Annotated in this window: 23 protein-coding genes; 15 read left to right on the top strand and 8 right to left on the bottom strand. The window is 61.1% G+C overall.

The genetic code is table 11. The features are described from left to right. Window positions 1-12 precede the first annotated feature (12 nt). Together BD293_RS15850 and BD293_RS15845 are read right to left on the bottom strand one after the other, a co-directional pair. On the bottom strand, window positions 13-1,014 hold the full coding sequence (locus tag BD293_RS15850; protein ID WP_142083385.1) for a TAXI family TRAP transporter solute-binding subunit: 1,002 nt from the start codon (window positions 1,012-1,014) through the stop codon (window positions 13-15). Beyond that, window positions 1,011-1,871, bottom strand: a complete 861-nt coding sequence (locus tag BD293_RS15845) for a GntR family transcriptional regulator (RefSeq protein WP_142083382.1) — start codon at window positions 1,869-1,871, stop codon at window positions 1,011-1,013. The genes BD293_RS15850 and BD293_RS15845 overlap by 4 nt, the downstream gene beginning before the upstream one ends. Before the next feature lie 180 nt (window positions 1,872-2,051). Here BD293_RS15845 and BD293_RS15840 point away from each other — a divergent pair. Beyond that, window positions 2,052-3,010 (top strand): IS630 family transposase gene (locus tag BD293_RS15840; protein ID WP_142079597.1). Its coding sequence is split into 2 segments (ribosomal slippage): window positions 2,052-2,393 and window positions 2,396-3,010, totalling 957 coding nucleotides; the frame shifts between segments, so codons are not numbered across the junction. Window positions 3,011-3,276: 266 nt separating this feature from the next. On the opposite strand, the gene mepK is transcribed toward BD293_RS15840, so the two are convergent. Next, window positions 3,277-3,846, bottom strand: coding sequence for a peptidoglycan L,D-endopeptidase MepK (gene mepK, locus BD293_RS15835; RefSeq protein ID WP_142083380.1), 570 nt, complete (start codon window positions 3,844-3,846; stop codon window positions 3,277-3,279). A gap of 369 nt (window positions 3,847-4,215) precedes the next feature. On the opposite strand from mepK, the gene BD293_RS15830 reads away from it, so the two are divergent. From BD293_RS15830 to BD293_RS15820, 3 genes are all read left to right on the top strand, one after another. Next, entirely contained in the window at window positions 4,216-5,826 is a 1,611-nt protein-coding gene (locus BD293_RS15830) for a L,D-transpeptidase family protein (RefSeq protein ID WP_142083377.1), read from the top strand. 129 nt (window positions 5,827-5,955) lie between these two features. Continuing rightward, the gene (locus BD293_RS15825) at window positions 5,956-6,243 is read left to right on the top strand and encodes an acyl carrier protein (RefSeq protein ID WP_425467936.1); all 288 of its coding nucleotides are present in this window, start codon (window positions 5,956-5,958) and stop codon (window positions 6,241-6,243) included. Next, window positions 6,240-7,451 carry a beta-ketoacyl-[acyl-carrier-protein] synthase family protein gene (locus BD293_RS15820; RefSeq protein WP_142083375.1) on the top strand — a complete coding sequence of 404 codons (1,212 nt, stop codon included), beginning with the start codon at window positions 6,240-6,242 and terminating at the stop codon, window positions 7,449-7,451. The genes BD293_RS15825 and BD293_RS15820 overlap by 4 nt, the downstream gene beginning before the upstream one ends. A 14-nt stretch (window positions 7,452-7,465) precedes the next feature. Here the strand turns inward: BD293_RS15820 and hpaR are convergent, their stop codons facing one another. After that, window positions 7,466-7,966 (bottom strand): homoprotocatechuate degradation operon regulator HpaR, encoded by a 501-nt coding sequence (gene hpaR, locus BD293_RS15815; RefSeq protein ID WP_142083373.1) that lies wholly within the window; start codon window positions 7,964-7,966, stop codon window positions 7,466-7,468. Window positions 7,967-8,188: 222 nt separating this feature from the next. On the opposite strand from hpaR, the gene BD293_RS15810 reads away from it, so the two are divergent. Beyond that, on the top strand, window positions 8,189-8,446 hold the full coding sequence (locus tag BD293_RS15810) for a DUF2312 domain-containing protein (RefSeq protein ID WP_142083370.1): 258 nt from the start codon (window positions 8,189-8,191) through the stop codon (window positions 8,444-8,446). Window positions 8,447-8,452: 6 nt separating this feature from the next. On the opposite strand, the gene BD293_RS15805 is transcribed toward BD293_RS15810, so the two are convergent. The 4 genes from BD293_RS15805 to BD293_RS15790 form a co-directional block, all read right to left on the bottom strand. Further along, window positions 8,453-8,755 carry a hypothetical protein gene (locus tag BD293_RS15805; RefSeq protein ID WP_142083367.1) on the bottom strand — a complete coding sequence of 101 codons (303 nt, stop codon included), beginning with the start codon at window positions 8,753-8,755 and terminating at the stop codon, window positions 8,453-8,455. A gap of 108 nt (window positions 8,756-8,863) precedes the next feature. Further along, window positions 8,864-9,796 carry an adenosylcobinamide-phosphate synthase CbiB gene (gene cbiB / locus BD293_RS15800; RefSeq protein ID WP_211841077.1) on the bottom strand — a complete coding sequence of 311 codons (933 nt, stop codon included), beginning with the start codon at window positions 9,794-9,796 and terminating at the stop codon, window positions 8,864-8,866. Between the two features lie 11 nt (window positions 9,797-9,807). Beyond that, the gene (locus BD293_RS15795) at window positions 9,808-10,608 is read right to left on the bottom strand and encodes a propanediol utilization protein (protein WP_142083365.1); all 801 of its coding nucleotides are present in this window, start codon (window positions 10,606-10,608) and stop codon (window positions 9,808-9,810) included. After that, on the bottom strand, window positions 10,605-11,186 hold the full coding sequence (locus BD293_RS15790) for a histidine phosphatase family protein (protein WP_142083363.1): 582 nt from the start codon (window positions 11,184-11,186) through the stop codon (window positions 10,605-10,607). The genes BD293_RS15795 and BD293_RS15790 overlap by 4 nt, the downstream gene beginning before the upstream one ends. A gap of 68 nt (window positions 11,187-11,254) precedes the next feature. Between BD293_RS15790 and cobU the strand changes: the two genes are divergently transcribed. From cobU to BD293_RS15740, 10 genes are all read left to right on the top strand, one after another. After that, the gene (gene cobU / locus BD293_RS15785) at window positions 11,255-11,761 is read left to right on the top strand and encodes a bifunctional adenosylcobinamide kinase/adenosylcobinamide-phosphate guanylyltransferase (protein ID WP_142083360.1); all 507 of its coding nucleotides are present in this window, start codon (window positions 11,255-11,257) and stop codon (window positions 11,759-11,761) included. Then, window positions 11,758-12,765 (top strand): nicotinate-nucleotide--dimethylbenzimidazole phosphoribosyltransferase, encoded by a 1,008-nt coding sequence (gene cobT / locus BD293_RS15780; RefSeq protein WP_142083358.1) that lies wholly within the window; start codon window positions 11,758-11,760, stop codon window positions 12,763-12,765. The genes cobU and cobT overlap by 4 nt, the downstream gene beginning before the upstream one ends. Continuing rightward, a complete protein-coding gene (locus BD293_RS15775; protein WP_142083355.1) occupies window positions 12,762-13,532 on the top strand; it encodes an adenosylcobinamide-GDP ribazoletransferase in 771 nt (256 codons plus the stop codon). Before cobT ends, BD293_RS15775 begins: the two co-directional genes overlap by 4 nt. Window positions 13,533-13,760: 228 nt before the next feature. After that, complete coding sequence (locus BD293_RS15770; protein WP_170207164.1) at window positions 13,761-15,770, top strand: CocE/NonD family hydrolase; 2,010 nt, start codon at window positions 13,761-13,763, stop codon at window positions 15,768-15,770. Window positions 15,771-15,869: 99 nt separating this feature from the next. Next, window positions 15,870-16,694 (top strand): helix-turn-helix domain-containing protein, encoded by an 825-nt coding sequence (locus tag BD293_RS15765; RefSeq protein WP_142083351.1) that lies wholly within the window; start codon window positions 15,870-15,872, stop codon window positions 16,692-16,694. A 151-nt stretch (window positions 16,695-16,845) separates the two neighbouring features. Beyond that, a complete protein-coding gene (locus BD293_RS15760; protein WP_142083349.1) occupies window positions 16,846-17,139 on the top strand; it encodes a hypothetical protein in 294 nt (97 codons plus the stop codon). After that, the gene (locus BD293_RS15755) at window positions 17,136-18,329 is read left to right on the top strand and encodes a DUF3987 domain-containing protein (RefSeq protein ID WP_142083347.1); all 1,194 of its coding nucleotides are present in this window, start codon (window positions 17,136-17,138) and stop codon (window positions 18,327-18,329) included. The genes BD293_RS15760 and BD293_RS15755 overlap by 4 nt, the downstream gene beginning before the upstream one ends. Further along, window positions 18,319-18,735 carry a hypothetical protein gene (locus tag BD293_RS15750; protein WP_142083345.1) on the top strand — a complete coding sequence of 139 codons (417 nt, stop codon included), beginning with the start codon at window positions 18,319-18,321 and terminating at the stop codon, window positions 18,733-18,735. The genes BD293_RS15755 and BD293_RS15750 overlap by 11 nt, the downstream gene beginning before the upstream one ends. 133 nt (window positions 18,736-18,868) lie before the next feature. Continuing rightward, complete coding sequence (locus BD293_RS15745; protein WP_142083342.1) at window positions 18,869-19,324, top strand: P27 family phage terminase small subunit; 456 nt, start codon at window positions 18,869-18,871, stop codon at window positions 19,322-19,324. 53 nt (window positions 19,325-19,377) lie between these two features. After that, window positions 19,378-22,908: a class I SAM-dependent DNA methyltransferase gene (locus BD293_RS15740; RefSeq protein ID WP_246086326.1), complete on the top strand. Its 3,531-nt coding sequence runs from the start codon at window positions 19,378-19,380 to the stop codon at window positions 22,906-22,908. Window positions 22,909-22,951: the final 43 nt, after the last annotated feature.

Below are 22,951 nucleotides of genomic sequence, written 5' to 3'. Positions count from 1 at the left end.
ATGTTGGCGCCGTCAGCCCTCGAAATCGTCCGGGATCAGGTCTTCGGGCACGTCAACATCGTTTTCCTGTAGCCAGCGCACCACACCCGCATGCAGCGGGATGGTGGAAGACAGTGTCAGTTCTACGAAGTCGGGTGGGTTGCCGCCGGGATAGATCGACGCCATCTCGTCGCCCGCGCCAAAGGTCGCTTGCGCAAGGTCATAGGCCATCTGTTCGGTCACCGAGTCTGCCGTTGCGAAATAGCCATAGGCAAGACCCTTGGCGATGACCGGCTCGGGCTGGTTGGCATAGACGCCAGCGGGTACTTCGAAGGGAAGCGCAAGGCCGGTATCTTCGATGGTCTGGGCCTGTTCGGGGGTAAAGCCGACCATGCGGATGTCGATGGTGGCCTGCAATTCCTCGATCAGGCTGTCGGGCTGGTCAACGGCACCGGAGGTCTTGAAAAAGCCGTCGATGCGCCGGTCACGGAAGAAATCAGCCGCATCCGACATGCCGGCCAGTTGCCAGTCCGGCTCGATCCCCATTTCCTCGAACAGTGCCAGCGTCACCGATTCTGTCGCTGTCCCAAGGCCGCCCGGATTGATCCGCTTGCCCGCCAGATCCTCGATTGTCTCGATATCGCTGTCGGCGCGCACGGCCAGCACATTGGGGGTGGCCGACAGGATCGCGATGGCGCGCAGCCCTTCATTGGGTCGGCCATCAAACTCGCCGGTCCCTTCCATCATTGCAGGCAGGGCAAGGAAGTTGGCAATGCCCATTTCGGCCTGTCCTGCATGGACCATAGCCTGACTGTCAGCAGCGCCGCCGGTTTCAATGACCGAGACATTCATGACCTCAGAGCCACGGTTGGCAATGGTCGCAAGGCTGGCATAGAAACTGTACCAACCCGATGATGACGAGGTGGTGGCAAAGCCGATTTGCTGTTGCGCAACGGCGGGGGCCGCAGTCGTCAAGGCCAGAGCGCTGCTGGCAAGAAGGGCGCGCAGCCCGAATTTGGTCGCAAGCTGTTTCATGGTTTCTCTCCTGTTGGGTTTGGATCGTTGCACTCAGATTGCTCGGTTTGCCCCGCTTGGGATGACGCTGCATCCGGCCCTTCGGGCGGGGTGGTTTCGGTTGGATAGCCGCTGATGACCGTGGCCAGAACCCGCTCGGCGGTTTCCAGATAATGTTGGCGGATGGTGGCTTCGGTCTGCGGGGCGGGCTTTGTCAGCGCATCCAGCACAGCATGATGGCGGTCGTGAATGTCATCGCGCCCATAAAACGCGCCGCCGACCTGACCGAAGGTCATTTGCAACGGGCCGTTGGCGCTGTCCCATGCGTCCAGCAAAAGCGGGCGGTGGGCGGCCAGCATGATCTCGCGGTGCCAGCCAGTATCCTGCTGCGCCACCGCCAGCCAGTCATTGGCGCGGGCTGCGGCGGACATCGCATCCAGATGCGTCGCCATCCGTTCCAGTGTCGCCCCCTCCAGCGGGGCGGGAAGTAGGGCCGCGGCATAGCCCTCGATCAACCCGCGCAGCGCATACAGCTCATAGAGTTCGGTCGCGGTGTATTCGGCGACCCGGCTGCCGCGCCAGAAATCCGAACGGACCAACCCCTCGCTTTCCAGCCGCCGCATCGCTTCGCGCAAGGGGGCGCGCGACGAGCCGAAACGCGCGCTCAACTCGGTTTCGCGCAGCCGCGTTCCCGGTGCGATTCCACCGGTCAGGATCAAATCCCGCAGTTTCCGGTGAATGCGCCCTTGCCGCGTCTCATCCTCGCCAAGGTCGAAACCCGAAAGGGTGGCGTTGCCGGTCGGCGTGTCCGCCCCAGCGGCAGTGGGCTGTCCGCCCTCTGATCCGGCTGATCCGTTGGATGGACCTGTGCCCAACATTTGGCACACTCCCTGTTTTTACGTGCGGGCGTCGAGAAGCGACCCCATTATTGTCGATTGTCGACAAAGCTAAGTCGATTCGCCAGCATCGGTCAACTTTAGAGCGCCGCGCTTGAAACGTGAATCGATGGATTCCCTTTGAGGTTGATTTGTGATTCATGTTCCTTGGGAGGATGTCTTATGTCATCAGCATTGCCGTCAGCGCTTCGTGCGCGGTTTCAAGAGTGTATTGTAGAAGGATTGAGCGGTCGTGCCGCAGCAGCACGGCTGAAGTTGTCCGCCGCCACTGGTGTGCGATGGCAACGCAGGCTGCGGGAAACGGGTTCGATTGAGCCGGAGCCCCAAGGCCGTCCTCCTGGTCATGGGAAGCTGTCTTCTCATCAAGCGTTGCTGGAAGAATTGGTGGCGCAGGATGGTGATATCACTTTGCCAGAACTTGCCGGTGCATTGGAAGCTGCCACTGGCATTACCGCGCACGCGGCCTCCATCGGGCGGTTTCTGCGCAAGCTCGGATACACATATAAAAAAAGTCGCTGGTTGCCACCGAACGGTTGCGCGCTCATGTGAAGGAGCGGCGTAAGAACTGGTTCAGGCATCACCTGCCTGCCATGCAAGCGCATCCTGATCGGCTTGTCTTTATTGATGAAACCTCCGTCAAAACCAACCTGACCCGTCAATACGGACGCAGTCTCTGCGGAAAGCGCCTGGAAATGGATGCCCCGTTCGGGGCGTGGGGAACGCAGACATTTATCGCTGGTTTGACGCACGACAATCTGATCGCGCCGTGGGTCATCAAAGGGGCAATGGATGGTGAAGCCTTTGAGGCCTATGTCCGAAATGTCCTGGCCCCGGAATTACAGCCAGGCACTGTCGTTATTTGCGACAACCTCGCCACCCATTACAACAAGGCTGCTGCGACGGCTTTAAGAGATGTGGGATGCTGGTTCTTGTACCTGCCGCCATACTCCCCTGACCTCAACCCCATCGAGATGGCTTTCTCAAAGCTCAAGGCACATCTGCGTAGGATTGGAGCCAGAACATTCGATCAGATGTTCGACGCGCTCACGGAAATCTGCGACCTCTTCACACCGGACGAATGCTGGAACTTCTTCTGTGGGGCTGGATATGCATCAGGTTAAAGGCTCGACGCTCTAAACGGGAAAATGTCGGGCACCGGCAAAAGCGGCTTGCCAGATCGTCAGTGCTGCCGTTCATTTGTGCATTGTTCGCAGCGACACGGCTTACCCTGAAGGAGTTGTGTGTCTGCCGAACGCGCGTTGGTGCGAGGATTATGGTCAGCACCGACGACACTGGCGGTGCAGTTATGTTGTGCCCACGCAAAACGCCCGCACATCTATGCGGGCGTTCGTTTATGCTGTCTGTCGTCTGGCAGGTGGTGCTGGGGTCAGGTTCCCCAGCTGCGCACTGCGCCACAATCGAAATGCACAAAATCCGAGCGTGAATAGCGCCCGACGCCGCCTGCATTACAGGCCTGTGCCGCTTGCGCGATTTGCTGAACCGAGCGCGAACGCAGCCGGACATCAGCGGCTTGTCCATGCAGGTGCAACGAGTTCTGTGCAACATTTCTGGACCGCGCGCGCAACATCGCGTTGGTCTGGGGCGAACGATACCCCGACAGCAGCATGTAAGGCTCATTCACCCGAAGCATGTTATGGGCTGCGGCAAGAAAATCGATCGTGCGCGCATCGATGTTAATCACTGCGTTGTTACGCCAGTCCCGGAAGAAATGGTTAATCTCTGCCAGTGATTCGGGAATGTAGGTGCCGTCGATCCAGTAGATGACATTCATGCTTTCGCCGGTGCGACCCGAATAGAAATGCAGTCTGCGAATGTCACCCGCGCCGCGTGCATGGGCGGTAACGCCTGGGAAAAACGGTGCTGCTGAAATTGCTGTTGCGCCAAACGCCCCAAGAATCGCGCGACGGGTGAGGTTCGATTTGCTGACATCTTGCATGAAGCGCTCTGTCCCTTTTGTCCTGTCTTCACTGCCATCAAACTGACGGCGCGAATTTATTGACCACTGCTTTTCGCGTGCTGTTTTCCAAGAAGTGCCACATTTGCAACAATTCCCCAACCCGATTCCCGATATGGTTCCATCGGGGGGAGTGGTTTGAGCGGAAATTTGCCTGTTTGGCGATATTGACCGGTCATGTGCGGGGGCGGGGAGCGATATGTCTGCATGTGGTGAACTTTACCATGAACACATTTACAAAACCTCAAAGCAACACCCGTTGGGTGGAAATTTGTGATCGCAGTCTTGTGACTGGACGTTATAGGCGGTTAATTGCCCAAGTGGGAATAGTTGGTGACGAAAGGTGAATTTATGATTGGTGATTCCGTAACTTGGCCTGCGCACGCATTGAAAAATGCCTTGGCGGCTGCCGCTGTTGTTCTGACGCTTGGGCTTGGGCCTGATGCGGCAGCGCAGCAATTCCCCGCGTTTCGGCAGGCGCTGGCTGAAAGCGTGGCGTCAGACCCGAAGGTCTCGGCGTTTTACCGCGATTCAGATTATGCACCGCTGTGGACCGAGGCCGAACACGCCCCCCGCCGCGAGGCTTTGCTAAACGCATTGATGCGCGCCCCAGAACACGGATTGCCAAAGGCACGCTATGACGTGCCGGGACTGATCGCCGCGTTCGAGGCCGTCGAGACAGAGCAGGACCGCGCGCATCTGGAAGCCAAAGTCACCAAAGTCTTCCTGCAATTCGCCCGTGATCTGAGCAGCGGCGTGCTGGACCCAAGGTCCATCGACCGCAGCATCGTGCGTGTCCTGCCGCGCCCTGACCCTGAAGAGCTGTTGCAAGAATTCTCGCAAAGCTCTGCCGTGGCGTTTCTGCGCAATCTGGCCCCCTCCGCACCTGAATATGCCCGCCTGTTCCGCGCCCGCCATGAATTGGAGCGTGTGATCCAAAGTGGTGGCTGGGGGCCGCGCGTGCCGGACACCCGCTTCACGCCGGGAACGTCGGGCGAGGCGGTTGTGGCGTTGCGCAACCGGCTGATCGCAATGGGGTATCTGGAGCGTTCGGCCACCGCGAGTTATGACGCGGCGCTGCAATCGGCGGTCCTTGATTTTCAGGTCCGTCATGGGATCGATGCTGATGGCGTTGTCGGGCCTGCCACGCTGCGCGCGCTCAACACATCGCCAGAAGAGCGCCTGAAATCCGTCATCGTCGCAATGGAGCGCGAACGCTGGTTGAACATCCCGCGCGGAGAGCGTCATATCTGGGTAAACCTGACCGATTTCACCAGCCAGATCATTGATAATGATCAGGTGACATTCGAGACAGTCTCGGTTGTCGGGGCGCAGGCGGCGGACCGGCAGACGCCGGAGTTTTCTGACCGGATGACCTATCTTGAAATGAACCCGGACTGGACATTGCCGCGCTCGATCATCGCGCGCTCTTACTGGGGGGCGCTTGCCTCTGGCGGGGCGCGGCATTTGCAGATCGTCGATGGACGCGGGCGTGTTGTGCCCCGCAACGCGATTGATTTCTCGCGCTATACGCCCGCCAATTTCCCGTTCAACGTGCGCCAACCGCCCGGACCCAGCAACGCCTTGGGCGAAGTGAAGTTCATGTTTCCCAACCCTTATGCGATTTATCTGCATGACAGCCCCGAGCGGCATTTGTTCAACACCACTGTGCGCACGCACTCTTCGGGTTGTGTGCGCCTGAATGACCCGCGCGATTTCGCCTATGAACTGCTGTCACGCCAGACAGATGACCCCCGAGGATTGTATCACTCAGTGTTGAACACAGGCCAGCAAACCCGCGTCTATCTGGACGAACCGGTGCAGGTGCATCTTGTCTATCGGACAGCCTTTACCGATGTGCGCGGCGCGTTGAATTTCCGCGATGACATCTATGGGCGCGATGCGAAAATCTATGATGCACTGTCGCGTGCAGGCGCTGTCGCGGATGGTTTGCGCATCTGATCTACTGGCGGCACTGGTGCAGCCCCCTGCGTCAGTGCCGCACCCGCGAGAAATTGAGTTGCCCCTTGTTACGAAACTGTTACAGTATTTGGGGATATAGGATGCACTGAAATTCTGGGAGTGCGTCCAATGGGACTCGACGTCATGCAAGAAAATGATTTCATCGCAGAGCGCGTGACAGCGATTATCGCTGACCAAGCCTTGATGGACCCTTCGGACATCACGCGCGACAGTCGCCTTGCTGATCTTGGCATTGACAGCCTTGGGCTGGTCGAATGCATTTTCGGCATTGAGGAGGCGTTTGGCGTATCTGTGCCGTTCAACGCCAACACGCCTGAACAGCCGGGATTCGACATCTCGTCCGTGGGCGCAATCATTGCCGAGGTTGAAAAGCTGGTGGCCCGACAGGCAGCATGAGGCGTGTTGTCATTACTGGCGCGGGTACGTTGAACCCGCTGGGGGCCGATGTGCCCCAAACCTTTGCCGCGATGCAGCAAGGCACATGCGCCATTGGGCCGCTGACCTGCCGCGATGTGGACCGACTGAGCATCCAGATTGGCGCTGAAATCCGCGGCTTTGCCCCGCAAGATCATTTTGCGCGCAACACGCTATCCTTGCTGGACAGATTTACCCAGATCGCGCTGATCGCCGCGCGGCAGGCGATGGCCCAATCGGGGCTGGAAATTGATGAAGCGCTGGGCCTGCGCGCAGGTGTCATTCTGGGCACAGCGGGCGGGGGCAACACCACAGTCGATGACAATTACCACACAGTCTATGCCGAGGGGAAAAATCGTGTGCATCCTTTTGTGGTGCCACGGTTGATGCACAATGCCGCCGCGTCGCATGTCTCGATCGAGTTTGGCCTGAAAGGTCCGGGGTATACGGTGTCTACGGCCTGCGCGTCGGCCAATCACGCGATGGGGCAGGCGTTTCATATGGTGCGTGGCGGTGGGGCCGATGTCATGCTGACCGGCGGGTCAGAGGCGATGCTGTGCTTCGGCGGAATCAAGGCATGGGAAGGGTTGCGCGTTATGTCGCGCGACACATGCCGCCCCTTCTCGCGCGACCGCTCTGGCATGGTGCAAGGCGAAGGGGGCGCGGTTTTTGTGTTCGAGGATTATGACCACGCCCACGCGCGCGGGGCCGAGATACTGGCCGAACTGGCGGGCTTTGGTATGAGTTCCGATGCAGGCGATATTGTCATGCCCGACCGGGACGGCCCTGTCCGCGCTATGCGCGCCGCCCTTGCCGACGCGAAACTCGCGCCGGACAAGGTGGATTATGTCAACGCCCACGGCACAGGCACCGCCGCCAATGACCGGATCGAGGCCGAGGCTTTGCACCTGTGCTTGGGCGCGGATGCGGCTGTGGTGCCGGTATCGTCCAGCAAATCCATGCACGGGCATCTGATTGGCGGCACGAGTGCTGTCGAATTGCTGGCCTGTCTGATGGCGCTGCGCGAGGGCGTGATTGCGCCCACCGTGAATTACACTGAACCAGACCCCGAAATTGCGCTGGATGTTGTGCCCAACACCGCGCGGCAGGCGCGGGTCGATGTGGCCATGTCGAACGCCTTTGCCTTTGGGGGGCTGAATGCGGTTCTGGTTTTGAAACGCGCGCCATAATCGACGCGCGACGGTCAGCGCCCGCCTGCCACCTTGCGCAAGGGCGGCGCTTGGTCATCAGTATCGCCCATTGTCTGCACAGTGTTGCGCAGATCGTTCAGCAGGTCCAGCAATGTGTCCAGACGATCTGCCCCAAACGCATCGGCCAGTTGTAGATAGCTTGGCTCTGATTCCTGCACCACCTCTTCAAACAGGGCGCGTCCGTTATCTGTCAGGCGCACCATGTGGCGGCGGGCATCGTTGCACTCGACCTGCGCAATCAAGCCACGCAGCGTCAGGGACCGGAAAATGCGTGTCAGCGATGGTGGCAAAATCACACAGCGTTCCGCCAATGTCTTGGCGTCCAGCGCATCTGCTTCGGCCAATGCACGCAAAACGCGCCATTGCGGCATGGTCAGATCATGGTTCTCGATGAAAGGTTTGAACAGGCGTGTGGTCGCCTCTCGCGCGCGCAGCAAAGCTATGGGTAGCGATTTCTCAAACTTGCGCAGCTCTTTATTGCGGATTCTGGGCATTCGCTCCCCTTCTGACATTTGAAAGACCATATCAATATTAGCCGTATTTTCAAAAGAAAATTACTTCGCGCGTGCGGCATTCCAGCGCGCCGCACTGCGCCTTGGTCGGGGGGGGCTGATTTTCGCGGCCAACACGCGGCTGATCCAGCGAAGACTTGCATGCGCCCGAAGGATTGGGCAAGAGCATCGGACATATTCCTGAAATCGAGCAGAGGCGAACAGATGAGCGATATATCAAGCGATGCCTATAGCGTCACCGCAGAAGAGTTGCGGCAATTCATAGAGCGGTTCGAGCACCTTGAGGCCGAGAAAAAAGACATCGCCGACCAGCAAAAGGAAGTCATGGCCGAAGCCAAGGGGCGCGGCTACGACACCAAAGTTCTGCGCAAGATCATCGCCCTGCGCAAGCGCACACCCGATGATATTGCCGAGGAAGAAGCGGTGCTTGATCTGTACAAGGCCGCCTTGGGCATGCAGTGACCGGCGTCAGGGTTGGATGAAGCGCACCCCGTCCATTGCACGGATCAGGTCTGTGTCATCGTCATAAAGTTGCGAGATGACATCGACCTGCGTTTCATCCCATCCGGTCAGGCTAAAATCGATATCCAGCTTCTCGGTATCGCAAAACTTTTCCAGAAACGCTGAAATAACCTGCTGGCGATGCGCCTCATCCACTGGCGGAACCGCATGAAGATAGGCGGCAAGCTTCTCTGCGCCCCCGTCAACCATGACCGAGTCGTACCACTCGAAGCTGCCATCGAATTCGGTCTGCGGTTCATGCCCGGACATAATCTGACGATTGTTCACTAAACTTGGTCAAGTAACGCCTTGGAATATGCCTGCGCCGCGTTCTTTGATTTTGTAATCTAGGGATAGCTTTCATGGGCCGATCGGGATTCATAATGGCCATATTGTCCAGATTGCGATGCAGCACAGACTGATTGCCAGCAAGACCATACTGCGCGCATAAAGTCCAAGCCCGCGCCGCAAATCGGCAGGGCCGGGGTCTGCGGCCCCTGAATTGACCCACGGTTCCTGCGTCACCTCTGCCCCATATATGCGGGGGCCGGACAAGCGCACCGCCAGCGCACCCGCCATTGCCGCCTCTGGCCAGCCGGCATTGGGCGAGCGGTGTTGTCGCGCATCGCGCCACATGCAGGCCAGACTGGCCTTCGCGCGCCCCGACACCAGCGCAAATATCAGCCCGGTCAGCCGCGCCGGGATCAGATTGACAAGATCGTCTATCCGCGCGGACGCCCAGCCAAATTCCAGATAGCGCGCTGTTTTATGCCCGATCATCGAATCCAGCGTATTGATGGCCTTATATGCGGCAATGCCCGGCAGCCCCAGAACAGCCCCCCAGAACAACGGGGCGACAATCCCGTCAGAGGTGTTCTCGGCCAGACTTTCTAACGCGGCGCGCGACACCCCAGCAGGGTCCAGTTGTGCCGGATCACGCCCCACGATCATCGACACAGCCTGTCGCGCGGCGGGCAGATCATCGTCTTGCAACGGGTGCAGCACAGCGGCAACATGCGTGTGCATCGACCGCATAGCGACCAGTGGCCATGCGATAGCACCCCCAAGAACAATGCCCACCCACCCCGAAGGCAGCGCCAGTTGCACCCCCAGCCCGACCAGCGCCGCCAGCCCGATGACCAGCAAGGCCGCCGCCGTGCCACGCATCCGGCGCGCTGGCCGGTCGGTGTTCCAGCGCTGCTCCAATCCTGCGATCAGCGCGCCCAGCCATGTGACAGGGTGCCCGATCCGGTCATACAGCGCCTTTGGCCAGCCAAGGGCCAAGTCCAACGCAAGGGCGACCAGCATCATTGCGGCAAAACTCACAGCGCGCCCCCTTTGAAATGCAGGATGCTGCGCATCCCCATGGCACGCAGCGCGGCGCGTGCGTATTCGGGCACCTGCCCCGGCGCAAAGATCAACCCGCGCATGGCCCCTGTATGCGCCATGACCCAACCCAAGGCCCCCAAATCGCGCGCAAGGGCTTCGGTCGGGTCGCCCATTGGGCCACGCAGCCGCAGATTTCGCCGCGCACTCTCACCGGCAAGGGTGGCGAAGCGGGTCAGCGTGTCGGCCTGCGCCCAGTCTGCAATCAGGTCGCTGATATCTGCGAAGCGCACATCTGCTGCATTCGTGCGTTGCGGCGCGCCCCATATCCCGCCGATCACCTCATGGCCGGGCAGGGCGGGCATGGGCTGTACCCTTTGCCCCAGCCGCGACGCCCAGAGCATCTGCGCGGGCGTATCAAACATCAGCGGGTCGGTTGCCCCCTCTACAGACATGCACGCCTGCGCCAGCGCATCTGGTCCACCGTCCCAGCCCGAAAGCCGCGCAAGGGCCACCAGCCGCGCCGTGGACACGCCGGTCCCCATGCCGGGTGCTACAAGCGCGCGCAGCCGAACGCGGCCTGTCAACGTGCCGCCAACTGACGCGATAAACCGGCGCGCCTGTGGCAGCGACATGCCCGCCCCCGACAGCCGCAGGTCATCACGCGCGGGCCGGTGCAGGGCAACCACGCCGGTCAGCGGGCAGGGAAGGGTCACCAGCACCACGGGCCCGCGCGGCCCCAGTCTGCCTTGCAGATATTCCCCGAAATGCCCGTCAACGCGCAGCCTTGCTGTCATTGTGGCCCCCGGTTGACGCCTGCGATGGACCAGCCATGCCCCGATAAATGGACAATCTCGGTCACCGACAAGGGGGCCACCTCGAAGCGTAGGGCGGTCGCAGGTGCTTCTAGCGCCAGCGCCAGACCCGCGCGAATGACGCCGGCATGGGCAACAACCGCCACGCAGTCCCCGCCTCGCGCAAGGTCTTGCAAGGCAGGTGTGACACGCGTGCACAGGTCGATGAAGCTTTCACCCTCGGGCGGGCGGTGTGCGGCCAGCGCCGCCGAACTCATCGGCCCCAGATCGGGCAGATCAGCGAAGGGCACCCCTTCCCATGCGCCGAAATCCTGTTCCCACAGCCGCGCATCTTGGGCAAATTCCGTATGCTTTGGCCAAAGTGCCTGCGCGGTTTGCACGCAGCGCAGCGCCGGGCTGGAGACAATCCGCGACACGCCCAATTGGTCCAGCCGCCCGCGCAAGGCCGCGATCTGCGCCACATGCGACACATCTGCCGCCACATCGCGCCGCCCTGCCATCGCGCCGCTATGCAGCGCGGGGGCGTGGCGGATCAACGCCAACCGTGTGCCTGTCTGCATGCGCGCATTTCTCCTTGCCGATCTGTTGCCTTATCTGCTTTACGCAGACCAAAGGGGCAAGAGGCAGTATGAGCGAGAGCATTCTCTTCATTGGTGGCGCGCGATCCGGCAAAAGCCGTCTGGCCGAGGCGCGCACCCTGCAATTTGGCCAGCCCGCCACCTATATTGCCACTGCTGAAGCGTGGGATGACGAGATGACAGCCCGCATCGCGGCCCATCAGGCGCAGCGCGCAGGCAGCGCATGGCACACCTATGCTGCGCCGCGCGATCTGGTGGCCGCATTGCACGCGACCGATAGCAGCCCGCGCCTTGTCGATTGCCTGACATTATGGCTGACAAACATCATGCTCGCGGGTCTTGACTGGCAGGTTGAGGGTAAGGCGCTGGTTGCGGCACTGGCCGCGCAATCTGCGCCTGTGGTGCTGGTTAGCAACGAAGTGGGCATGGGGATTGTGCCCGATAACCGCCTTGCGCGCGATTTCCGCGATGCGGCGGGACGTTTGAACCAATGGGTGGCGCAAGCGGCGGATGAGGTGCATTTTGTCTCTGCTGGCCTGTCAATGAGGATGAAATGATTACAATTGAAACCCTATCCGACATCGCTGCGCTGGCTGACAGATTGCCTGCTGCGGATCAGGCCGCGCGGGACGCCGCCCTTGCGCGCCAGAACAGCCTGACCAAACCCCCCGGCGCATTGGGAAGGCTGGAAGAGTTGGCCATCTTCATGGCGGGCTGGCAGGGCACCGACCGCCCCCGCATCGCGCAGGCACAAGCCCTTGTCTTTGCGGGCAATCACGGCATCTGCGCACAGGGTGTGAACCCCTTTCCGCAAGAAGTGACCGCGCAGATGGTGGCCAATTTTCAGGCGGGCGGCGCTGCGATCAATCAGTTGTGCCAGATCAACGGGGCGGAACTGCAAGTGAATGCGCTCGATCTGGACAACCCCACGCAGGATTTCACCACCGGCCCCGCCATGACTGACGCAGAGGCGCTGGACGCCATGACCCAAGGTGCTGCTGCGGTGAATGTTCAGGCAGATATTCTTGTGCTGGGCGAGATGGGGATCGGTAATTCGACCGTGGCCGCAGCGCTCGCTGCCGCCCTGTTTGGTGGCAGTGCTGCCGAATGGGTCGGCCCTGGCACCGGGTCGGACCCGGCAGGCATCGCACGCAAGATTGCCGCCATCGAGACGGGCTTGCGCCGTCATAGCGGGTTGGGGGCGATGGCCACGCTTGCAGCTTTGGGCGGGCGCGAACAGGCGGCGATTTGCGGGACGGTTCTGGCCGCACGCGCCGCCCGTATTCCGGTTATTCTGGACGGGTTCATTTGCACAGCGGCAGCGGCCTGCCTCTATGCCGCAGACCCGCGTATGCTAGCGCATTGTCTGGTTGGCCACGCCTCGACAGAGCCGGGACACCGGCGCTTGCTGGCGGCGCTTGCGCAAAAGCCCGTGCTGGATTTTGACATGCGGCTGGGCGAAGGTTCTGGCGCTGCGCTGGCGCTGGGCATCATACGCAGCGCACTGGCCTGTCATAACGGCATGGCCACCTTTGGCGAGGCCGGAGTGTCCGAGGCATGATCCGCGCGGCGCTGGCACAATTGCAGCTGGCGTTTATGTTGCTGACGCGCCTGCCTGCCGGGCAGTTGCCAGACCCCGCGCCGCGCATAAATGCCGCCGCTTGGGCCTTTCCAGTGGCGGGGCTGGTGGTGGGTCTGGGCGCTGCGCTTGTATTCTGGGTTGCGGCGGCGCTGGGCCTGCCTTTGGCGCTGGCAGCCCTGTTGGGCTTGGGCGCGCAGATCATGCTGTGCGGCGCGCTGCACGAAGACGGGCTGGCCGATCTGGCCGATGGATTGTGGGGGGGGCACACGCCCGCCCGCCGATTGGAGATCATGCGCGATTCGCGCATTGGCAGCTATGGTGTGCTTGCCCTGATCCTGTCGCTTGCGCTGCGCTGGCAGGCGCTGGTCTATCTGGGGGCGCTGGACCTGACGGTGGCGATACAGGCGATTGTGCTGATGGCAATGCTCAGCCGTGTGGCACCTGTGGCACTGTTGGCGCTGCTCCCGCCCGCGCGGGCCGATGGGCTGGGCCATTCCGCAACATCTGTCAGTTGGCGCGCGGTCGGATTTGCCAGTGTGATTGCGCTGGCGCCTCTGGTTCTGATGCCGGATATGACCGCATTGGCCGTTGGCATGGTGCTGGTGGTGCAGATTACATTGGTGCTGGGCCTTGCGCGCCTTGCCCTGCGCCGGTTGGGGGGGCAGACCGGCGATGTGCTGGGCGCAGGCCAACAACTGGCCGAGGTGACGGGGTATCTTGCGCTATGCATTGCCCTGATGGGGTGAAGGCCGGACGCAAAACAGCGCGACCGGCTTGCGCATGTGCAGAGAACCCCGACTAATCAGAAGCGGCCCGTTTGAAGCATGTGGCAGTGGACGGGTTGGGACACCAAGCCCCGCTTCGGTTAGATGAGCGTCGATACTTGCGTCTAGTCGCGCCAGTCCCGCATGGGTCGCGCGATTGCGTGTTTGTGCCCTGCGGCATCTAATCCTTCCAAAATTGGAGGGGTAAACATGCAGCAAACCGATGGCACATTGACCGAACGAGGCGCAATTCGGGTACTGGACCCCGTCTGGATACCGATGCGCGATGGCACACAGCTTGCAGCGCGCATCTGGATGCCCGACTCAGCGCGCCACGCCGCCGCACCTGTGGTCTTGGAATACCTGCCCTATCGCAGGCGTGACGGCACCTTGCCTCGGGATGAGTTGACACATGCATGGCTGGCCCAGAACGGATATGTCGGTGTTCGCGTCGATATTCGTGGCAACGGCGATTCCGGCGGGCATATGACGGATGAATATTCCGAAACCGAACTTGATGATGGTGTGCAGGTCATCGAATGGCTGGCCGCGCAGGACTGGTGCACTGGTTCGGTCGGCATGATCGGCATCAGTTGGGGTGGCTTCAACGGGCTGCAACTGGCGCAACTGGCCCCGCCCGCGCTGAAAGCCGCCGTGACGATCTGTTTCACCGATGACCGCTATGCGGATGACATCCATTATATGGGCGGTTGCCTGCTGACCGAAAACAAGGGCTGGTCATCACAGATGTTCGCCTATTCCTCGCGCCCGCCTGACCCGGAAATTGTGGGTGCGGATTGGCGCGAAATCTGGCTGGACAGGTTGCGCAACCAACCCCTGCATATCGAGACGTGGCTGGCCCATCAGCGCCGCGATGCCTATTGGAAACATGCCTCGGTATGCGAGGATTATAGGGCGGTAAAGGCCGCAATTCTGGCTGTGGGGGGCTGGGCGGATGCCTATTCCAATGCCGTTCCGCGCACGATTGCGGGCCTGTCCTCGCCTGTGGCGGGGATCAATGGCCCTTGGGCGCACAAGTACCCCAATGTCGCGTGGCCCGAACCTGCCATCGGATTCCTGCACGAGGTCAAGACATGGTTTGACCATTGGCTGAAGGGGGCGGAAAAGACGCCGGACATGTCCTACCGCATGTTTGTGATGGAGTCAGAGCCGCCCGCCCGCCGGATGCTTGCCCGCAAAGGGCGCTGGATCGCCGAGCCATCCTGGCCGTCGCCGCGCATCGGCCGCGAGGCACTGTATCTGTCAGAGCAGGGATTGGGCGCGCAGAAAGGCGGCACCCCGCTTCATGTTGAGAGCCCGCAAACTATTGGCCTTGGGGGGCAACGCTTCTGCCCCGGAATGCGCAGCTTGGACGAGCTTGCAGATGACCAGCGCAAAGACGATGCACACTGCCTGACGCTGGACACCGCCCCTTTGTCAGAGGCGAAAGACATTATCGGGGCCGCACGGCTGCGGCTGCGCTTGACGCCCGATCAGGCAAGCGGCTTTGTCGTGGCGCGCCTGTGTGATCTGCGCCCGGATGGAACTGTGGCGTTCATTACCATGGGCACCCTGAACCTGACCCACCGAGCGGGGCACGACACCGTTGCGCCCCTGACCCCCGGCGCGCCGGTCGAGGTGGAGTTTACCTTTAACGACATCGCCTATCGCGTGCCTGCCGGGCATTGCCTGCGGCTCTCACTCTCCACGGCTTATTGGCCGATGATCTGGCCTTCGGCTGCGCCGCTGTCGCTGCAACTGGACCCTGCGGGCTGCGTGCTGGATATACCCGTGCGCCCCGATATTGAGGAAGACGCCCCACAGTTCGCGCAGCCCGAACAAACGCGGCAAGGCCACTCGACCCCCTTGCGACCCGAGGGATTCACCCGCCATGAGGAAACCCTGCCCGATGGCACCCAAAGGCTGCGGCTGGTCACGGATGGCGGCCTGATGCGCCATGAAAGCACGCGCATGGAGTCAGGCAAAGTCATCACCGAGATATGGGATATTCGCGCCGATGACCCGCTTTCAGCACGGCACGAAACGCATTGGAGTTTCACAATCGGGCGGGGGGACTGGCAAACGCGCACCGAAACGCGCACGGTCATGACATGTGACGCCACCAGTTTCCACATTGTCGCGCGGCTGGAGGCCTATGACGGGGATGAATGCCTGATAACGCGTGACTGGCAGTTCTCTGTCCCGCGTGATGGTGTGTAGCGTGAAATCTGACGCAGATAAGCGGCGATGTTTCACTTTCTGACGCGAACAGGCGCGATATTTCTTGCGTGATTGCGCCAGCCGGTTAGAACATGGTGCATGCAAGAGAATATCGCGCGCAACCTCAAGCTGCTGTGCAGCTATGCCCCCTCGATCGCCGAAGTGTGCCGAAGTCTGGGCATCAATCGGCAGCAGTTCACCAAATACCTGAGCGGCGCGTCGCGCCCCTCGGCGCGGAACATTCGCCGTATCTGCGACTATTTCGGGGTCGAGGAAGAGGAGTTGCTTCTGCCCCATGGCCGCTTTGCCGAGCTTGTCTCGCTGCGGCCCCGCGCGCGCCACTTGCTGCGCGCGCTTGGACCAGCGGCAACCCATATCGACCGGATGATCGCCGGATCGGCGGACAGTCTGAAACCCTATTGCGGCTATTACTTCTACTACTATTACACCCCCAGTAGGCCCGGCATGATCCGCCGGTCCCTTTTGCGGATAACCGAGTATAAGGGCGTATATTACACAAGGTTGTCAGAGCGTATTCAGCCAGAAGAAAGCCCTTTGGGCCGGTCGCATTTCATTCGCTATATCGGCGTTGCGCTGATGCTGAGTGGCCGCATTTTCATTACCGACCACAATTCCAACGCCTTGCGGTCGCTGTCGCAGACGATTTTGTTTCCCGCCTCGGCAGAAGTGCCCGAATATCTGACGGGAATGACGCTTGGGGTTCAGGGCCGCAGTGCCAGATCGCCCTTTGCGGCGCAGGTGTTTCTGGAATATCTGGGCAAATCGGTGAACATTCGCCGCAGCATGAAGCAGACAGGCATCTTTCCGGCGCAAAGCAGCAACCTGCCGCGAAACGTGGCGCGTATGCTGGCTGTGGGCGGCGAAGGCCAGCATATGCTGACCGCGTTGGAATTGCCTGCCTGACGCGAGATGACGCAGTTCGCGCGTCAGAAGTTAGTTGTTTTCCCAAGATGCGCAGTTGCGCGGACGCAAGCATGACTTGCAGGATGATACAGCAATAATCAGAGAGCTTCGCGCACACTGACGCGTCGCTCCACCACCGGGAGAGGCCACCATGAACGACCTGAAAACCACCTCTATTTTTCCAAGCCTGACGCGTCGACAACTTTTTGCGGGCACGGCAGCGCTGGGTGCTGCGACCATGTTCCCGATTGCCGCATGGGCAGATGGCAGCCGCCTGAATGTGCGCGCCTATCTGGAACCGGATGACTATGACCCGCTGGACGCATCGGGGTTTCTGGAAGAACTGCTCTATGGCTGCATCTATCGCAAGCTGATCCAGTATGTGCCGGGCGAGGAATGGTACTGGCAGCTTGATCTGGCTGAAACCATCGAACAGGCCAGCTGACTGCGCTGCGCGCCCATGAAAGGGAGCAAGCCAAAGCCCAGCGCGAAGAAATGGAAAGCTGGCGCAATGCGCACGCGCTCTGGAAGGGGGCACGCGACAAGATACTTTCCGAAGCGAAGTCCGGTAAGGCTGACAAGCGCACGGCGGCACAAGCCGACCTTGAAGCGCTCGGACCGGAACCGGAAGCCCCGCCTTCCGCTGACCGAACCGTGACCGAACCGACATTCGAAGGGCTGACAAAGCTTTTCGCGCATGGGCAACCCAGCCTTGGGCTTTTCTCGGATGAAGGCGGGCAATTCTTGGGCGGGCACGCGATGAATAGTGAAAACCGGCAAAAGACGCTGGCCGCGTTCAATGACCTTTGGCAAGGCAACCCGATAAGGCGCACGCGCTCGGGCGATGGGCACGCGACGCTATACGGGCGGCGGCTGGCGGTGCATCTGATGGTGCAACCCGGCGTGGCGCGGGGCTTCATGGCTGACCCGCTGGCGGCGGATACGGGCTTTCTGCCCCGCTTTCTGATTTGCGAACCGCCCAGCGCTATCGGAACCCGGATGCAAGCGAACGCCCGGCGCGATGAAATGGCGCTGGGAAGCTTCGCGGCACGGCTGCGCGACATTCTCGAAACGCCCCTGCCAATGGAACCGGAAACCCGCGAACTTGAACCGCGCCCGCTGCACCTGACCCCCGAAGCCCGCGCGCTGCTAGTGGCCTTTTCCGATGCAATCGAAGCGGCACAAGCCCCCCGCGCGGATCTGGCGCATGTCACGGGCACGGCATCCAAAGCGGCGGAACAAGCGGCACGAATTGCGGGGGTGCTGACCCTGTGGCGCGACCTTCAAGCCCCGGCGGTGGAAGCCCGCGACATGGCCGACGCAATCGACGTTGCGCAATACTACCTTTCCGAAGCTTCACGGCTGGCAAGTGCTGCGCTTGTTTCAGAGAAAATTGATAATGCGGAAAAGCTGCGCAAGTGGCTTCTGGAAGCATGGCCGCATGATGATGTGACTTTGCGTGAAGTGGTTAATCGCGGGCCAAACGCCTTGCGGGAAAGCCCAAAGGCAAGGGCGGCGCTGGACATTCTGACAGAGCATGACTGGCTAAAAACGAATGAAGCCCATACTTTTGTAAGGGGGGCAAAGCGCAAGGAAAGCTGGCGCATGGTGCAAGGGGCGCGCGATGTGGTTTGATGCACGCGCTAAGCTGGCAGAAATCGCGGGGCAACCCCCTGCGACTTCCGCGACAACTGCGACACAAGCCCCGGCTGCGCCCCCCGTGTCGCAAGTGTCGCAACCCCCCGAAGCCCAGAAACCGGCTTTACGTGTCGCAAGTGTCGCAAGTGTCGCGGCTGTCGCAACGCCCCCGCGCTCGAAACCGGAAACCGCCCCCCCCGCTCGGGCCGATGGGCTGGACCCCGACGCGGGCGCATATCTGGACCGCCTGCGCCTTCACGGGCCTGCAACCTATGGCGCAATGGCTAGCGCGATGGGCTGGGGTGCAACGCGGGCATGGCGGGCCGAAGCAAAGCTGCGCGCGGCGGGGCTGGTGGCGTATCGTGAAGGCCGGGCGGTGCCGACCGAACGGGCTAAGCTATGACTGCAAGGCGGCTCTGGCGGCGCTGCTTTTTCGCACAGGAAACCCCGCATAGGGGGTGGGCAAAAGTTGGGCCGACCAGATGAAAAACCGGGCGGCATAGTCATCTTCACATAAAGCCAAAACGGAGGCAAAAATGGGCAGACCAAGAAAACCGACCGCGCTAAAGGCAATCGCCGGAACAAAGCGCCCGTGTCGCGAAAACCCAAACGAACCGCAAGCGCGCGCGGGCACTGCTGACCCGCCCGCATGGCTGTCTGACCGGGCCGCAAGTCACTTTGCGCGCCTTGGCGCAATCTTGCACGGGCTGGGCGTGGCATCGCCTGATGATGGCGACATGCTGGCGCTGCTGTCGTCACGGCTTGAAGAAATCGAAATCTTGACTGCAACCATCGAAGATGGGGGGCGCAGCTATCAAACGGAAAACGGAATGCGCCGCGCCGCGCCCGAAGTCGCAATGAGAAACGAAGCCATGCGGCACGCTCAAAGCTTGCTGGGTGAATTTGGGCTTTCCCCAGCGACCCGCGCAAAGGTATCAGCACGCGCGCCGGAAGCTGAAAACCCGTTCGCAATTCTTGACCGCATGGGATGACAAGCGCACGAAACTAAAACCTTGAAGCCCTGCGCCTTTGCCAGCTATCCCTAGTGCAGAACATACCGCGCCAGATTTCGCGCATTTCAGAATCGGTGCACGCATTGCAGATTGAAGATTTCATCGCCCGCTGGAAGCAATCAGGCGGCAGCGAACGGGCCAATTTCCAGACCTTCGCGGCGGAATTGTGCGACGCGCTGGGCGTGCCGCGACCGGCCCCCGCATCTGAAACCGCATCTGCAAACGCCTATCATTTCGAACACCCCGTGACCTTCATTCACACCGGCAGCCAGACACGCGGCTTTGTGGACCTTTACCGCGCGGGCCATTTCGTCATGGAAGCGAAACAGGGTGTGACCGGCACCACCTCCGAGGATAGCGCGCAAGCCCCCCTGCTGGCCGATCTGCCCAAAGCCACCCGCAAGGGCCACGGCACGCGCGGCACGCGGGGCTGGGATGACACCATGATGCGCGCCCGCAATCAGGCCGATGGATATGCCCGCGCTGTATCGCGCACCGATGGCTGGCCCCCCTTCCTGATGGTGGTGGATGTGGGGCACGTTATCGAAGTTTACGCCGATTTCTCGGGCCAAGGCCAAGGCTATACGCAGTTTCCAGACGGGAACCGCTATCGCATAACCATGGATGACCTGCGCGACCCGGAAACCCAAGACCGCCTGCGCAGCATCTGGACCGACCCGCACGCGCTCGACCCCGCCAAAGTGACCGCCCGCGTGACCCGCGAAGTCGCTGACCGGCTGGCAGCGCTGGGCAAGTCGTTTGAAGGCCAAGGCCACGCCCCCGAGGCTGTGGCGAATTTCCTGATGCGCTGTCTTTTCACCATGTTTGCCGAAGATGTGGACCTTATCCCCAAGGCCAGCTTTTCCGACCTGCTGACCCGCCTGCGCGGCAGGCCCGAACACGCAGCCCCCGCCCTGACCAAGCTGTGGGAAGTCATGAATGATGGCGGCTTTTCCGGTGTGCTGATGGCCGACCTCAAGAAATTCAACGGGGGTTTGTTCAAGGACGCATCTGCGCTGCCCCTGTCTGAAGTGCAACTGTCCCTTCTGATAGATGCAGCCGCCAAGGACTGGCGCGAGGTGGAGCCTGCCATTTTCGGCACCCTGCTGGAGCGCGCGCTGGACAAGCGACAACGCCACAAGCTCGGCGCGCATTATACGCCGCGCGCCTATGTCGAACGTCTGGTGGTGCCCACCATCATGGACCCGTTGCGCAGCGATTGGCGCAATGTGCAGGCGGCGGCGCTGACCTATGCCAACGCAGGGCAGATGGAACAGGCCCGCGACACCGTGCGCGACTTTCACGCCCAGCTCTGCGAAATCCGCGTGCTGGACCCGGCTTGCGGCTCGGGCAACTTTTTGTATGTCGCGCTGGAACTTATGAAACGGCTTGAGGGCGAAGTGACCGCGCTTCTCGCCGAACTGGGCGAGGAACAGGGCGCACTTTCCCTTGCAGGCCACACAGTGGACCCGCACCAATTTCTGGGGTTGGAGTTGAACCCATGGGCGGCGGCGGTGGCTGAACTGGTGCTATGGATTGGCTATCTGCAATGGCATTTCCGCACCCATGGCACGGCCAGCCCATCGGAACCCGTGCTGCGCGATTTCCGCAATATCGAGAACCGCGACGCAGTGCTGACCTATACCGGCACGCAGCCCCGGCTGGATGATAACGGCCAGCCCGTCACCCGCTGGGATGGGTTTTCCACCATCATCCACACTGTCACGGGCGAGGCTGTGCCAGACCCCGACGCCCGCACGCCCGTGCTGGATTACCTCAAACCCGCCCCCGCGAAATGGCCCGAGGCGGAGTTTATCGTCGGCAACCCGCCGTTCATCGGGGCCAGCCGAATGCGCGACGCTTTGGGCGATGGCTATGCAGAGGCGCTTTGGAAAGCCTATCCCAAAATGCCGCAAAGTGCCGATTTTGTCATGTTCTGGTGGGACAAGGCGGCATTGGCCGCGCGGGGCTGGAAACCGGCAACCGCGAAAGCACGCGCCAAGGGCACGCGGCGTTTCGGGCTGATTACCACCAATTCCCTGCGCCAGACCTTCAACCGCAAGGTGCTGGAACCGCATTTGGCCGACCCGAAAACTGGCCTGTCCCTGACCTTTGCCATTCCTGACCACCCTTGGGTGGATGCAACGGACGCGGCGGCGGTGCGGATTGCAATGACGGTGGCGGAACGCGGCAACGCAAATGGGCGATTGCTGACCGTGGCCGAGGAAGTGAAAGGGCACAACGAGTCAGATGGCCGCGCGGTGCGCTTTGACATCCAGAAGGGAAAGATTTTCGCAAATCTGCGCATCGGGGCTGATGTGGCGGGGGCGGTGCCGTTGAAAGCGAATGATGGCATTTCATCCCCCGGTGTGAAGCTTCACGGCGCGGGTTTTATCGTTACCCCCGCCGAAGCCCGCGCGCTGGGGCTTGGCACAGTGCCGGGACTTGAAAATCATATTCGCGAGTATCGCAACGGGCGCGACCTGACCGCCACCCCGCGCGGCGTCATGGTCATTGACCTTTTCGGACTGGCCGAAGCGGAGGTGCGCAGTCGCTTTCCAGCGGTGTATCAGCATATTTTTGACAGAGTTAAGTCAGATCGCGACGAGAAGGCGTCAGCATCTAAAGATAGCGCAGTTTATGCGAAACTCTGGTGGCTACATGGGAAGCCACGACAACTTTTGCGCCCGATGCTGGCTGGTCTGTCGAGATACGTAGCAACAGTCGAAACCTCAAAACACCGCTTTTTTAGCTTTCTAGACGGCGGCATTTTGCCAGATAATATGTTAACCGCATTTGGGCTTCATGACCCATATCAACTCGGTGTGCTTTCCAGTCATCAACATGTTTTATGGGCGCTTTCGCAAGGTGCGATTTTAGGCCCTACTCCGCGATATAATAAGTCGCGGTGTTTCGATACCTTCCCCTTTCCCGACCCAACCGAGGACCAGAAAGCCCGGTTACGCAGCCTTGGGGAACAGCTCGACGCGCATCGCAAAGCCCAACAAGCGGCCCACCCGAAATTGACCCTGACCGCCATGTATAACGTGCTGGAAAAACTCCGCGCGGAGGAACGCATCGAAGGCAAGGACCGCGAAATCTATGATCAAGGGCTGGTGGGCATCCTGCGCAACCTGCATGACCAGATCGACGCGGTAGTGGCCGAGGCTTACGGCTGGCCCGCCACCCTGACCGACGACGAAATCCTGCACCGGCTGGTGGACCTGAACCGTGAACGCGCAGCCGAGGAAGCGCGCGGGCTGGTGCGCTGGCTGCGCCCCGAGTATCAGAACCCGGCAGGCCGCGCAGCCGTGGCCAAAGGCGACCAAGGCAAAATGGACCTTGGCCCAAAGGACACCACCACCAAAGCCCCTTGGCCCAAATCCCTACCCGAACAAATCGCAGCCGTGCAAGCCGCGCTCTATGACTTGGGCGAAGCCACCCCCGAACAAATCGCCCGCCAATTCGCACGCGGGCGCGCAAGCACCGTGCAACCCCTTCTGCAAAGCCTGACCGCGCTGGGCCATGCCAGACCGACCGAAGGGGGACGGTTTGCGGTGTGACCGCTTTGCGGCTTGGAGGTGCCATGCTATATTTGCAAAACAC

The sequence above is a fragment of the Roseinatronobacter monicus genome (assembly GCF_006716865.1).
GTDB lineage: Bacteria > Pseudomonadota > Alphaproteobacteria > Rhodobacterales > Rhodobacteraceae > Roseinatronobacter > Roseinatronobacter monicus.
The sequence above is the reverse complement of the archived record's forward strand: the minus strand, read 5'-3'. Positions and strand labels throughout refer to the sequence as shown.